General features: G+C 34.4%; 11 protein-coding genes. All 11 read left to right on the top strand.

Annotated features, from left to right (window positions below; genetic code table 11):
* Positions 1-7 precede the first annotated feature (7 nt).
* The 11 genes from FW768_RS09905 to FW768_RS09855 all read left to right on the top strand — a co-directional run bounded on the left by FW768_RS09905 (position 8) and on the right by FW768_RS09855 (position 13,871).
* Positions 8-907, top strand: a complete 900-nt coding sequence (locus tag FW768_RS09905) for an NAD(P)/FAD-dependent oxidoreductase (protein WP_153394981.1) — start codon at positions 8-10, stop codon at positions 905-907.
* Between the two features lie 141 nt (positions 908-1,048).
* The gene (gene glyA, locus FW768_RS09900) at positions 1,049-2,317 is read left to right on the top strand and encodes a serine hydroxymethyltransferase (protein WP_317163091.1); all 1,269 of its coding nucleotides are present in this window, start codon (positions 1,049-1,051) and stop codon (positions 2,315-2,317) included.
* A gap of 59 nt (positions 2,318-2,376) precedes the next feature.
* On the top strand, positions 2,377-2,841 hold the full coding sequence (locus FW768_RS09895) for a regulatory protein RecX (protein WP_185151963.1): 465 nt from the start codon (positions 2,377-2,379) through the stop codon (positions 2,839-2,841).
* Between the two features lie 43 nt (positions 2,842-2,884).
* Entirely contained in the window at positions 2,885-3,967 is a 1,083-nt protein-coding gene (locus FW768_RS09890) for a DegT/DnrJ/EryC1/StrS family aminotransferase (RefSeq protein ID WP_153399855.1), read from the top strand.
* A 129-nt stretch (positions 3,968-4,096) separates the two neighbouring features.
* Complete coding sequence (locus tag FW768_RS09885) at positions 4,097-6,025, top strand: polysaccharide biosynthesis protein (protein ID WP_153394977.1); 1,929 nt, start codon at positions 4,097-4,099, stop codon at positions 6,023-6,025.
* Between the two features lie 33 nt (positions 6,026-6,058).
* Positions 6,059-6,877 carry a polysaccharide biosynthesis/export family protein gene (locus FW768_RS09880; protein ID WP_153394976.1) on the top strand — a complete coding sequence of 273 codons (819 nt, stop codon included), beginning with the start codon at positions 6,059-6,061 and terminating at the stop codon, positions 6,875-6,877.
* 46 nt (positions 6,878-6,923) lie between these two features.
* A complete protein-coding gene (locus FW768_RS09875; protein WP_153394974.1) occupies positions 6,924-8,225 on the top strand; it encodes a nucleotide sugar dehydrogenase in 1,302 nt (433 codons plus the stop codon).
* Positions 8,226-8,287: 62 nt separating this feature from the next.
* Entirely contained in the window at positions 8,288-10,651 is a 2,364-nt protein-coding gene (locus FW768_RS09870) for a GumC family protein (protein WP_153394972.1), read from the top strand.
* Positions 10,652-10,654: 3 nt separating this feature from the next.
* Positions 10,655-11,653 (top strand): mannose-1-phosphate guanylyltransferase, encoded by a 999-nt coding sequence (locus FW768_RS09865; protein WP_153394970.1) that lies wholly within the window; start codon positions 10,655-10,657, stop codon positions 11,651-11,653.
* A gap of 76 nt (positions 11,654-11,729) precedes the next feature.
* Positions 11,730-12,788, top strand: a complete 1,059-nt coding sequence (gene gmd / locus FW768_RS09860; protein WP_153394968.1) for a GDP-mannose 4,6-dehydratase — start codon at positions 11,730-11,732, stop codon at positions 12,786-12,788.
* A gap of 6 nt (positions 12,789-12,794) precedes the next feature.
* A complete protein-coding gene (locus tag FW768_RS09855; RefSeq protein ID WP_153394966.1) occupies positions 12,795-13,871 on the top strand; it encodes a GDP-L-fucose synthase family protein in 1,077 nt (358 codons plus the stop codon).
* Positions 13,872-13,875: the final 4 nt, after the last annotated feature.

Below are 13,875 nucleotides of genomic sequence, written 5' to 3'. Positions count from 1 at the left end.
AATTATAATGGAAAATAAAGACTTTGATGTCATCATTATTGGCGGAAGCTATGCTGGATTATCAGCAGGAATGGCACTGGGAAGATCACTGAGAAACGTACTGATCATAGATAACGGTAAACCCTGCAACAGGCAGACACCACATTCGCACAACTTCATCACTCATGACGGTAAGGCACCAAAAGAAATAGCAACATTGGCCAGAGAGCAGGTTGAAAAATATAATACCGTGAAATTTCATGAAGGTACCGTAACCAAGATCAGTAAAAATGATGAGTTTGCCGTTGAGAATCAGGATGGCAACAGTTTTCATGCTAAGAAACTGATTCTTGCATCGGGTGTAAAAGATGTGATGCCGGATATTCCCGGATTTGCAGAGTGTTGGGGAATTTCTGTTCTGCACTGTCCATATTGTCACGGGTATGAAGTGAGAAATGAAACCACCGGAATTCTTTCGGACGCAGATATGGCTTATGATTTCACAAAAGTGGTATACAATCTTACGAAAAACCTTTCTCTATTGACCAATGGAAGATCTGCTCTTTCCGAAGAGCAAAAGGAAAAACTAGCCGGGAATAAGATTTCGTTAATTGAAGATCAGGTTGAAAGTATTGAACATGAAAACGGACATATCAGAAAGGTGATTTTTAAAACAGGAAAAGAGATTTCCCTGAATGCTCTGTATGCTAAAATACCTTTTATACAAAACGTTGATACTTCAGAATTAGGCTGTGAGCTGACGGAACAGGGCTTTATTAAAGTTGATTTTATGCAGAAAACCAACATCCCCGGACTTTTTGCCTGCGGAGATAATATAACCATGATGAGATCCGTAGCTAATGCGATTGCTCAAGGGAATTTTACCGGAGCAGTAGTGAACAAAGAATTGGCGGAAGAACAATTTTAAATGAAATATTCTGAAAGACTTTACCGGTGAATTTATGCTGTCACCCTCGGCTGCTAAGCTTTCAAAAATCATTTTTCCCACTGTTGAAATCTCAACGGAAATTCCGTACATTTGGGGTGGAAAATTTCAAAAACTAAAAGTATAATGGATATTATTTTCGACCTGATTGAAAAAGAAAGACAAAGACAATCCCATGGATTAGAACTTATTGCGTCAGAAAACTTTGTTTCTGAAAACGTGATGAAAGCAATGGGAAGCGTACTGACAAACAAATATGCTGAAGGGTACCCGGGTAAAAGATATTACGGGGGCTGTGAAGTGGTAGATGAGGTTGAAACGTTGGCAATCAACAGAGCCAAGGAACTTTTCGGTGTGGACTATGTGAATGTTCAGCCGCATTCCGGTTCTCAGGCTAATGCTGCCATTTATCTTGCTGTTTTGAAACCAGGAGATAAAATCATGGGAATGGATCTTTCTATGGGAGGACACCTTACCCACGGTTCAGGAGTTAACTTTTCAGGAATCCAGTATCAGGTAGTGTCTTATGGAGTAGAAAGAGAAACCGGCCTTATAGATTATAACCAGATGAGAGAAGTAGCTCTCAGAGAAAGACCAAAAATGCTTATCGCTGGTTTCTCAGCGTATTCAAGAGATCTGGATTATGCTAAATTCAGAGAAATTGCTGATGAAATCGGGGCAACACTTTGGGCGGATATTGCTCACCCTGCAGGTTTAGTAGCCAAAGGGCTGTTGAACTCTCCGTTTGAGCACTGCCACGTGGTAACAACAACAACGCACAAGACTTTAAGAGGTCCTAGAGGAGGAATGATTATGATGGGGAAAGATTTCGAAAATACATACGGTCATAGAACCCCGAAAGGAGAAACCAAAATGATGAGCCAGGTATTGGACGGAGCCGTTTTCCCAGGAATTCAGGGAGGTCCGCTGGAGCACGTTATTGCCGGTAAAGCAGTAGCTTTTGGTGAAGCATTAGACGGACAATTTGAAACCTATGCTAAACAAGTTAAAGCAAATGCTCAGGCGCTTTCAAAAGCAATGATCGACAGAGGATTTGATATTGTAAGCGGAGGTACAGATAACCATTTAATGCTGGTAGACCTTAGAAATAAAGGCGTAAATGGTAAAGAGACTGAAAAAGCCTTAGTTCTTGCTGATATTACATGTAATAAAAATATGGTTCCTTTTGATGATAAGTCACCATTCACTACATCTGGTATCAGATTAGGAACGGCTGCTATTACTACAAGAGGCCTTAAAGAAAATGATATGGATACTATTGCAGGACTGATCTCCGATGTCGTAGACAATATCAAAAACGAAGAAGTTCTTGCATCTGTCAGAAAAAAAGTAAATGAACTGATGGAAGGAAAAGCACTGTTCAACTATTAATTGTTAGCGGAAAATACAAAATAAAGAATGGGCACCTGTCCATTCTTTTTTCATTGATTATGGAGAAGAAATCTTTCACATTTGAGGAAATCAGGCAGAAGGTGGTAAATTATTGTGTTTACCAGGACCGATGCCATGCCGAGGTAGAACAGAAAATGAAAGAGTTTTTACTGATTGATGAAGCCAGGGAAGAAATTATGCTCTATCTTCTGAAGGAGAACTTTCTGAATGAAGAACGCTTTACACGGAGCTATATCAGGGGTAAATTCTATATCAAACATTGGGGGAGAAATAAGATCAGGATGAATCTGAAGCAGAAACAGATTTCCGAAAGACTTATCAATAGCTGTTTTGATGAGATTGATGAAGATGATTATGAAAAAATGATCAGGAAAATTTACGAAAATTATTCTTCTAAACAGAAAGGCTTGAAAGAATATCAAAAAAAAGTAAAAACTATAAAATATTTGATGAGCAGAGGCTTTGAATATGAAAAAATAAATGATACTTTTGGAGAAACATAAATAGATATTGGAAAAACAGAAGATTTGGCTTTCACCACCACATATGGGAGGGAATGAGCTTCAATATATACAACACGCATTTGATACCAACTGGATTTCCCAATACGGCTCAAATATAGATGAATTTGAAAACAGTCTTGAGCATTATTTAGGAGGCACTTCCCATGTTACAGCTTTATCATCCGGAACGGCAGCCATTCACCTTGCCCTGAGATTACTGAATGTTCAAGAAGGGGATTTCGTAATCTGCCAGTCGTTCACTTTTGTAGCTTCTGCTAATCCTGTACTTTATTTAAATGCTGTTCCCGTATTTGTAGATAGTGAAGAAGATACCTGGAATATGTGCCCTGATGCACTGGAAGAAGCTGTTAAATTCTGTATTCAGAAAGGAAAAAAGCCTAAAGCCATTATTGTTGTTTCTTTATATGGAATGCCCTTCAAAGCAGACGAAATACTCAGCATCTCGCGGAAATATGAAATCCCATTGATTGAAGATAGTGCAGAAGCCCTGGGAAGCAGCTATAAAGGACAGTTGTGTGGAACTTTCGGAGATCTTTCAGTCATCAGCTTTAACGGAAATAAAATTATTACCACGGCAGGCGGGGGAATTCTGATTTCGAGAAATGAAGCTGATAAAAAGAAAGCTCTTTTTCTGGCAACACAGGCCAAAGATGATGAAGATTATTACTGTCATTCTGAGATAGGCTATAATTATCGGATGGATAATATTACAGCAGGAATAGGCCGCGGACAGCTGGAAACACTGGGAAATAAGATCACAGGACGGAGAGAAAATCATGATTTTTATCAGATCTGTCTTAAAGATCATGAAAATATTGAACTTTTTTCTGCACCAAATGGTGATTTTTTTTCTAACTACTGGCTCAATACGGTTATTCTCAAAAATAATCTTTCAAAAGAAAAATTGAGGAAACTATTTTCTCAGAATAATATAGAAACCAGATATCTATGGAAACCCATGCATCTTCAGCCGTTGTATAAACAATATCAGTTTTTTGGAAATAATCTTTCTGGTACACTTTTTGACCATGGATTGTGCCTGCCATCGGGGACTAATTTAACGGACGATGACAAGGAAAGAATAGCTGAAATCCTTAGGATGTGAAATTCCCTAAATTTATACCATAAAATTAAATAAAGATGGGATTTTATTTTAATTTTGTATCCATCTCAAGAATTAATATTAATTAAAAATTGGTTTTAGCCGTTTTAAATATGAACACAAATACAGACAATGTACAACTCTTTTAGGAAAAAAGTATTTGGAGGAGACAATGTTGTCAATCTCTCTGATGTAAGATATCTTCCCAGATGGATAATACTTGTAATAGATATTATCATTTTGGTTATATCTCTATTCCTTTCTACTTATACTATAGAAAAAATTACTCAGAAAGAATTTATTTATCACGAAGATAAAAGTATAGTTTTTACCTTTATTATTGTGGTGAATACTATGTTTATGTATTTTTTCAAGACCTATGCAGGGATTATAAGGCACTCCACCTTTATTGATCTTTTCAAACTGCTGATTTCCTGTTTTTGTACAATGACAGTTATAGGCGTAGTAAATCTTATTTACTTCTGGGTAACAGGAGGGAAATTTATTTTAACCCCTTTTCTTGTCCTATATTTTATCATCTCCTTTATGGGACTTTTTCTGTTCAGGCTTTATGTGAAAGAGTTTTTTCATATTGTAAGAGAATACAGGAGAAGTACCCTGAAAAAAAGAATTTTGGTACTGGGTATTGATGAACAGTCTATTGCTATAGCACGTGCTATTCTTGATAATCCAAGTCTGCCTTATCAGGTTGTAGGATTTTTAACTCAAAGGACAGATTCGAAAAGAGCTTCGTTATTAGGAAAACCTATCTACGAAAAAAGGAAAATAGAAGAAGCAACAAAAGAAGATCTTATCATTGATGGTGTTATTATTGTTAAAGAAATGATGTCTAAAGACGAAATGAATTCCTGGGTGAATTTATTTTTAGAAAAAGACCTGAATATATTCAAAGCTCCTTCTGTACAGAAATTAAGAGACAGTGACCTGGGGGGATCCATCAGGAATCTTCAGATTGAGGATCTTCTTAACAGAAAGCCTATTAAGATAGAAAATGAAGAGGTAAAAAGCAGACATTTTAATAAGAATGTACTGGTAACCGGTGGAGCTGGTTCTATCGGAAGTGAAATTGTCAGACAGGTTGCTCAGTTCAACCCTGCTTTAATTGTTGTTTTAGATCAGGCAGAAACTCCATTGTATGACATTGAGCTGGAGATGAAAGAGAAATTTCCTCACATCAGATTCAAGTTTGTTTTGGCTGATGTTTCTAATATTCACAGAGTTGAACCTTTATTCCAGACCTATAATTTCTCAATGGTATATCATGCTGCTGCATATAAGCATGTTCCTTTGGTTGAGGAAAACCCTAATGAAGCAATACGTGTCAATGTTTTAGGATCAAAAAATATTGCGGTGTTGTCTAGCCGCTACAAGGTCAACCGGTTTGTAATGATCTCTACAGATAAAGCTGTGAATCCTACCAATGTAATGGGGGCTTCCAAGAGAGCTGCTGAATTATTTGTTCAGTCTTTACAGCATGTTGACGGTAATATAACCAAGTTTATTACAACGAGATTTGGTAATGTTTTAGGATCGAACGGATCCGTTATCCCGCACTTTAAAAGGCAGATTGAAGCTGGCGGTCCGGTTACCATTACCCATCCGGACATTGTGAGATATTTCATGACGATTCCGGAAGCCTGCGAACTTGTACTGCAAGCCGGGACAATGGGGCAGGGTGGAGAAATCTTTGTTTTTGATATGGGAGAGCCTGTAAAAATCCTTGATCTGGCAAGAAGAATGATCAAACTTTCGGGATTTGAACCTAATATTGATATTAAGATTATTTATACAGGATTGAGACCAGGAGAGAAGCTCTACGAAGAGCTGTTGAGCGATAATGCAAAAACACTTCCTACTCATAATGAAAAAATCATGATCTCTAAAGATCCGACGATGGAGTTTATGGAAATTGAGAGTTTGATCAACCTGATTACAGAGGCTTCCGTAATGAAAGATAAGGTAGAAGTTGTTAAGATTTTGAAATCAATTGTGCCTGAATTTAGGAGCAATAACTCGATCTATGAGATTTTAGATAAATAAAAATATAAATGTATATTTGTACAATTTTAAGATATGAAAAGTAAGATATTGGTTGTATTGGTCGCATTTTGGTTAGTTTCATGCAAGACAAATCCTAACGCAAAAAATGACCTTAACTATATGCAAAATATTGAGAAGATAGCTCTTGAAGCATCTTCAAAAAATCTGAATAATACAATTCAAACGGGAGATCAGTTGGTAATATTGGTGACTGCAAAAGATATGGATGTTGTAAAGCCTTTTAACCAAAACTATTCTTCATCTGAAATTGTTCAGACTAATGCATTTGCAGGAGGGAATACTCCTAACCAGGGCGTTGCTTCTATTACAGGTCCTACTTATGTTGTGGATGCTAATGGAGATATAGATTTTCCTATACTTGGGAAACTTAATACCTCAAACAAAACATTAGTAGAGTTCAAAGATGAACTGAGAAATAAGATGACACAATACATCATTAATCCCACTGTTAACCTAAGACTTGCTAATTTTAAAATTACAATTCTTGGAGAAGTAAATAAGCAGGGAGATTATGTAATTTCTAATGGACAAGGTACTATTTGGAATGCGCTAGGTTTAGCTGGAGATCTTACTATGTATGGAAAAAGAGAGGATATCTTGGTAATCCGAACAGAAAACGGCCAGATAACTCATGGTAAAGTAAACTTAAGAGATGCTAACCTTATTAATTCTCCATATTATAACTTAAAACAGGGAGACGCTATTATAGTTTCTGCAAATAACACTAAAGATGCGATGTCTAAACAAAATCCTAATACAGGATTATATTTAACTGCAGCTTCAATTGCTATTACTGCAGCGGCTGTCATTGTGAGTTTAATTAAAAAATAACAGTTCCATAATTAAATTCTTTCTGGTTGCAAAAAAAATACTAAAAATGAATGAAATTAAATCATATAGAATAGCAGTAATCGGGCAGGGTTATGTTGGTTTACCGCTATCTCTAGAGTTTTCGAATTATTTCCCTGTTTTAGGGTTTGATGTGAATTCTGTTAGAATATCTCAATTGAATGAAGGAAGGGATGTCACATTGGAATCTGATGAGGCAAAACTAAAATCTGCTTTAAACAATTATAAAGAATCCCAAGGAAAGATAGGATATAAGGCTGTCGATGATCTGAAAGAAATTTTAGACTGCAATATATTTATAGTTACAGTTCCCACACCTATAGATAAATATAATTCTCCTGATCTAAAGCCTTTAATATATGCCTCTAAAATGCTTGGTGAGATCATCAAAAAAGATGATATAATAATATATGAGTCTACCGTTTTTCCAGGATGTACCGAAGAAGAATGTGTTCCTATATTAGAAAAATACTCAGGATTGCAATTTAATAAAGACTTTTATGTAGGATATTCCCCTGAAAGAATTAATCCGGGAGATAAAATAAATACATTAACAAGTATAAAAAAAGTTACATCGGGCTCAACGGACGAAATAGCAATCGAAGTAGATAATTTATATAAAAAAATCATAACGGCGGGCACCCATAAAGCCCCAAGTATTAAGGTTGCAGAAGCTTCTAAAGCAATTGAAAATGCCCAAAGGGATGTTAACATATCATTTGTCAATGAACTAGCTCTCATCTTTGATCGAATAGGAATTGATACTAATGATGTTTTGGAAGCAGCAGGAACCAAATATAATTTTTTAAAGTACAAGCCAGGGCTAGTAGGAGGTCATTGTATCTCAGTAGATCCGTATTATCTAGCACATAAGGCAGAACAGTTAGGATATCATCCCGATGTTATTTTATCTGGGCGTAGAGTAAATGATTCTATAGCAAAATTTATTGCATCTAAAGTAGTTAAACTTCTTATAGCTAAAGGAAATATGATAAAAAATTCTGAGGCTTTGATTTTGGGAGTAACATTTAAAGAAAACTGCCCAGATGTAAGAAATACTAAAGTTATAGATATTTACAAAGAATTAAAAGAATATGGAATTGAGGTTGACATCTTTGATCCTTGGGCGAATAAAGAAGAAGTACAACATGAATATGGAGTTGTAATTCTAAATGAAAAGCCTTCCAGTAAAAAATATGACTCTATTATCATTGCAGTTGCTCATAATGAGTTTTTGACAATGGATATAAAGAATATGAAAAAAGAGAATGCAATTATTTTTGATGCAAAAGCATGTTTAGACAGAAACTTGGTGGATGCCAGATTATAAAACACAAAAAAATTAATAGCAAAAGTTTAAAATCAATCGATACTGTAATTTAAAATTAAATAATGAATAGTCCAGTCGTTGAGGAATCAGAAAATGAAATCAATTTTTTAGAAATAATTAAACCGTATTTAAGAAATTGGATATGGTTTGTTATTATGCCAGTAATAGCTTTAATATTAGTTTACTTTTATTTAAAATTTGTTACACCAGTATATAGCATTCAATCATCTGTTTTGATTAAAGATGCTAAAAAAACTCCTACTGTCGGTGGTGATTTTGGCGTATTACAGGACTTATCTGGAATTGGGGGTATGGGTACAAACAGTATTGAAAATGAAATTGAAATTTTCAAGTCAAAAAAGCTAATGACAGATGTTGTTACTTCTCTTGGCCTATACACAACAATCCATGAGGGAGAAGGCTTTTCATCAAGAGAACTATACAAAGATACAAGTCCCTTCATTATAAAGGTTATCAACGAAAAACCACTTGCCGATTTACCAAAAGAACCTGTTTTTATTAAAATTTCAAATAACATACTTACTTTATCATCTGAAGAACTACCAAAAGATATTCAAACATCGTTTGGCAAGACTGTAAATTTGCCTTATGCGAATATCATGTTTTTAAAAAATCCTAAATTTAATAAAGATAAAGCAGGAGAACTATCAAACTTAAATTTTACTTATTCTACATTAGAAGGTGCTGTAAATGGAGTACAAAAAATATTGAATGTTGGTCTTGCAGATAAAGATGCAACGGTTATTGTACTTTCATTAAATTATCCAAATACAGATAAGGCAAAAGATATTTTAAATAAACTTGTAACCGTATATAACAATGATGCTATTAAAGATAAAAATTCTGAATCTGCAAGTACGAGAGATTTTATAGATGAAAGAATAAATATCATTGCTAATGATTTAGGTGAAGTTGAAAATAAAAAAGAACGATTTAAATCTTCAAATCAAATTACAGATCTGGTAACTGAAGCTAAAATTGGTTTAGAAAGTTCAGCAGAAGCTCGTTCAAAACAAATAGAAGTTGATGCTCAACTTGATCTCACAAATGCTTTAATAGGCTATATGTCTAAACAAGGGAATAGCGAAGTGCTTCCTACAAATGTTGGATTGCAAAATGATGAAGCAGTTAGAAGTATAAGTTCTTACAATCAACTAGTACTGGAGAGAAACAGATTACTGGAAAGCGCAACTCCTCAAAACCCGATAGTAATTGATCTTAATAAACAAATCAATTCTTTGAGAGCTTCTGTTGTTGAAAGTCTTAGAAAAAATGGCACAGGTTTGCAGCTTGCGAAAAATCAGTATCTGGCTGAGCAACAAAAAGTTTCTTCCAAGATTTCTAAGATTCCGGAACAGGAGAAATTATTCAGAGATATAGAAAGACAGCAGCAGATCAAAGAAAGTTTATATTTAATTTTATTACAAAAAAGAGAAGAAACAGCAATATCCCTTGCAGTAACAGCAGATAAAGCAAGAATTGTAGATTATGCATATGCATCTCCCAAACCTGTGGCTCCTAAAAAATTAGTTTTTTTAATGGCTGCTTTGTTGATGGGAATCGTATCGCCTATCATTTATATATATATAAAAGAATTAATTAACAATAAAGTAAAATCTAAACATGACTTGGAAAAATTATCACATGGTAAGCCAATAATTGGTGAGATTCCAAGTTTAAACAAAGGACAGGATGAATTGGTGAAAGTTAATGATATTTCTCCTTTGGCAGAAGCATTTAGAATTCTTATTACAAATATGAATTTTATGCTACCAAAGAAAAAAGAAGCAAAAGTTGTGTTTGTTACTTCAACAGTGAAGGGAGAAGGGAAAACTTTTGTTTCCGTAAATCTGGCCCTTACATTAGCAACTCCTAGTAAAAAAGTTATTATTATTGGATCTGATATACGAAATCCTCAACTTCAGAGATATAATAAAGCTAGAAAGGGGCTTTCAGGTCTTACAGAGTATTTATATTCTGATAAAACTAAACTTGAAGAAATTATTCATGTTTCAACATTTAATCCTTATTTGGATGTAATATATTCAGGAAGTATTCCTCCAAACCCTACAGAGCTTCTTACCAACGGAAGATATGAAGTATTAATTGAGGAACTAAAACATAAATATGACTATATTATTTTAGATACAGCACCTTTAATGTTGGTTACAGATACATTACTTTTTGCAGAGCTGGCAGATGCCACACTCTATGTAACAAGATCCCAATATACCGAAAAAACATTGATTGATTTTGCCAATAGAAATATAGATTCTCAGAAAATTAAGAATACAGGATTTGTTCTAAATGATGTTAGTAAAGATTATTTTGGCTATGGTAATAAATATGGTTACGGATATACTGTAGAAGAAAAAAAATGGTGGCAAAAAATACTTAATAAATAAAGAATGTCCATAAAAAATGTCATTTTAAGTGGAGGGGTGGGGTCCAGATTGTGGCCATTATCTAGAAAACATAATCCTAAGCAATATCTTGAAATCTTTCAAGGAGATTCTTTGTTCAGTCTGACAATTAATAGAAATAAGAGATTTGTTGAAAGCTTAATTGTTATATCAAATTCTGAAAATTCTAAAATTGGAGAAAAATGGTTGAAAGACATGGATAAACCCGTTTTGTCCATTACAGAACCATTACCAAGAAATACTGCCGCCGCAATTGCTCTAGCGTGTTTTGCTGCCGATAGAGAAGATATCTTATTAGTGACTCCTTCAGATCATATAATAGACGGAGACAGCTTTTATGAGAAAGCTGTCAATGAATCTTTAAGCCTTGCAAAAGAAGGATACATTGCAACCTTTGGAATTAATCCAGACAAGCCTGAAACGGGATATGGTTATATTGAATATGAAGGAAGAGAAGTATTAAGATTTCGGGAAAAACCCAACAGAGAAACTGCTATTGAATTTGTCAAAAGCGGAAAATTTATGTGGAACAGTGGAATGTTTTGTTTTAAAGCAGGTGTCATGCTTGATGAATTGCTTCTTCATGATCCTGAAATATTCAAAACGGCTAAAACTGCTTGGGAAAATAGAAATGAAGATGCATCTATATCAGAAGAATTAATGAAAGTAATTCCTTCCAAAAGTATAGACTATGCCGTTATGGAAAAAAGTAAAAAAATCAAAATGGTTAAATCAGACTTTTTTTGGTCAGATTTAGGGGCTTTTGATTCATTATATGATTATCTTCTAAGAAATGGACACCCGGTTGATGAGCACGGAAATATGTATATCGGGGACGAAAAAAAGTTTGCCCAGTTTATAGGAATGAAAAATTCAATACTTATAGATACTAGAGATGTAATATTGGTTTTAAATAAAGAAAACTCTCAGGATGTTAAGTATATATATGAAAATTTAGAAAAATCAGGATCTACACTAACATAATTTTTAGAATAGACCTACATAAATTATGATTTATAATAATATCAGAAACAAATATAAAAGGAATTAGAATACAAATATGGGAAAAGTAGCATTAATCACAGGAATTACAGGACAGGACGGATCTTTTTTGGCTGAATTTTTAATTGAAAAAGGATATGAAGTTCATGGAATTATTCGTCGTTCATCATCTTTTAATACAGACAGAATAGAACATCTTTATTTTGATGAATGGGTGAGGGATATGCATCAGGCAAGGCTGGTAAACCTTCATTATGGTGATATGACAGACTCTAGTTCATTAATGAGAATCATACAACTTACCCAGCCTGATGAAATATATAATTTGGCTGCTCAAAGTCACGTAAAAGTTAGTTTTGATGTACCTGAATATACAGCCGAAACAGACGCTGTTGGAACATTGAGATTATTAGAAGCCATAAGAATTTTAGGAATGGAGAAGAAAACTAAAATATACCAAGCTTCAACATCTGAATTATTTGGTCTTGTTCAGGAAGTTCCTCAAAAAGAAACTACACCATTCTATCCAAGGAGCCCTTACGGAGTAGCAAAACAATATGGTTTTTGGATTACCAAGAATTATAGAGAATCATATGATATGTTTGCCGTAAACGGAATATTATTTAATCACGAAAGTGAAAGGAGGGGAGAAAACTTCGTGACCAGAAAAGTTACATTGGCTGTAGCAAGGATTGTACAGGGGCTTCAGGAAAAACTTTATATGGGAAATCTAGACTCTTTAAGAGACTGGGGATATGCAAAAGATTATGTAGAATGTATGTGGCTTATGCTTCAACATGATAAGGCCGAAGATTTTGTAATTGCTACAGGTGAAATGCATACGGTGCGTGAGTTTATTACAAAAGCTTTTAAAGTGGCAAATATAGAAATTCGCTGGGAGGGGACAGATATTGATGAAAAAGGAATAGATGCGGAATCGGGCAGGATCTTGGTTGAAGTTGATCCAAAATATTTCAGACCCGCAGAAGTTGAACAGCTTTTAGGTGATCCTACAAAAGCTAAAACACTGTTAGGATGGAATCCAACACAGACATCATTTGATGAATTGGTAGAAATTATGGTAAAACATGACCTGGAATATGTAAAAAAACGTTAGTATTTAATGAAAAAGGATAGTAAGATATATATAGCAGGGCATAAAGGATTAGTAGGCTCTGCAATTTGGAAACAGCTTTCTGAAAATGGATTTACAAATCTGATCGGGAGAACTTCCAAAGAACTCAATCTGATGGATGCAGAAGCTACACAAAAATTCTTTGAAGAAGAAAAACCTGAATATGTATTTTTGGCAGCTGCGTATGTGGGAGGAATTATGGCAAATAATACTTACAGGGCGGATTTTATATACAATAACCTCCAGATTCAGCAGAATGTAATTTACCAGTCATATAAACATAACGTAAAAAAGCTTCTTTTTTTAGGAAGTACATGTATTTATCCTAAAGAAGCCCATCAGCCTATTGATGAAAATGAACTTCTTACAGATGTATTAGAGTATACTAACGAGCCTTATGCTATTGCTAAAATAGCTGGAATAAAGTTATGTGAAAGCTTTAACATCCAATATGGAACGAACTTTATTTCGGTAATGCCTACTAATCTGTATGGTCCTAATGATAATTTTGATCTGGAAAAAAGCCATGTTTTACCAGCAATGATCAGGAAAATTTATTTAGCTAATTCATTAATGAATGACGATTGGGATGCCGTTCGGAATGATTTACATAAAAGACCTGTAGAGTCTGTTTCAGGAGCCGACACTAATGAGACGATAGAAAAAACGTTGTCAAAATACGGGATATTTAAAGACAGAGTAGAATTGTGGGGAACAGGTAAACCTATGAGGGAGTTTTTATGGAGTGAAGATATGGCAGATGCCTGTATTTTCTTAATGGAAAATATAGACTTTGCAGATCTTATTTCCAATAAAAAAGAGATAAGAAACACCCATATCAATATTGGAACCGGGAAAGATTTGTCAATAAAAGATCTATCTTACCTGATTGCTAAGGAAATAGGATTTTCGGGAAATATTCTTTTTGATGCTTCTAAACCAGATGGAACAATGAGAAAACTGGTTGATGTATCAAAGTTAAATTCATTAGGATGGAAGAATCGTATTGAAATTACAGATGGAATTAATAAGATTTATAACTGGTATTTAAAGAGTATTAAATAATTAT

The organism is Chryseobacterium vaccae (genome assembly GCF_009602705.1).
GTDB classification, from domain to species: domain Bacteria; phylum Bacteroidota; class Bacteroidia; order Flavobacteriales; family Weeksellaceae; genus Chryseobacterium; species Chryseobacterium vaccae.
This window is presented reverse-complemented; position numbering and strand designations above follow the sequence as displayed.

Bases quoted from the DNA above. Each gene is read 5' to 3' on its own strand.
- FW768_RS09905 (WP_153394981.1), top strand. From the start codon at position 8: ATGGAAAATAAAGACTTTGATGTCATCATTATTGGCGGAAGCTATGCT.
- FW768_RS09895 (WP_185151963.1), top strand. From the start codon at position 2,377: ATGGAGAAGAAATCTTTCACATTTGAGGAAATCAGGCAGAAGGTGGTA.
- FW768_RS09890 (WP_153399855.1), top strand. From the start codon at position 2,885: ATGGGAGGGAATGAGCTTCAATATATACAACACGCATTTGATACCAAC.
- FW768_RS09885 (WP_153394977.1), top strand. From the start codon at position 4,097: ATGTACAACTCTTTTAGGAAAAAAGTATTTGGAGGAGACAATGTTGTC.
- FW768_RS09880 (WP_153394976.1), top strand. From the start codon at position 6,059: ATGAAAAGTAAGATATTGGTTGTATTGGTCGCATTTTGGTTAGTTTCA.
- FW768_RS09875 (WP_153394974.1), top strand. From the start codon at position 6,924: ATGAATGAAATTAAATCATATAGAATAGCAGTAATCGGGCAGGGTTAT.
- FW768_RS09870 (WP_153394972.1), top strand. From the start codon at position 8,288: ATGAATAGTCCAGTCGTTGAGGAATCAGAAAATGAAATCAATTTTTTA.
- FW768_RS09865 (WP_153394970.1), top strand. From the start codon at position 10,655: ATGTCCATAAAAAATGTCATTTTAAGTGGAGGGGTGGGGTCCAGATTG.
- gmd (WP_153394968.1), top strand. From the start codon at position 11,730: ATGGGAAAAGTAGCATTAATCACAGGAATTACAGGACAGGACGGATCT.
- FW768_RS09855 (WP_153394966.1), top strand. From the start codon at position 12,795: ATGAAAAAGGATAGTAAGATATATATAGCAGGGCATAAAGGATTAGTA.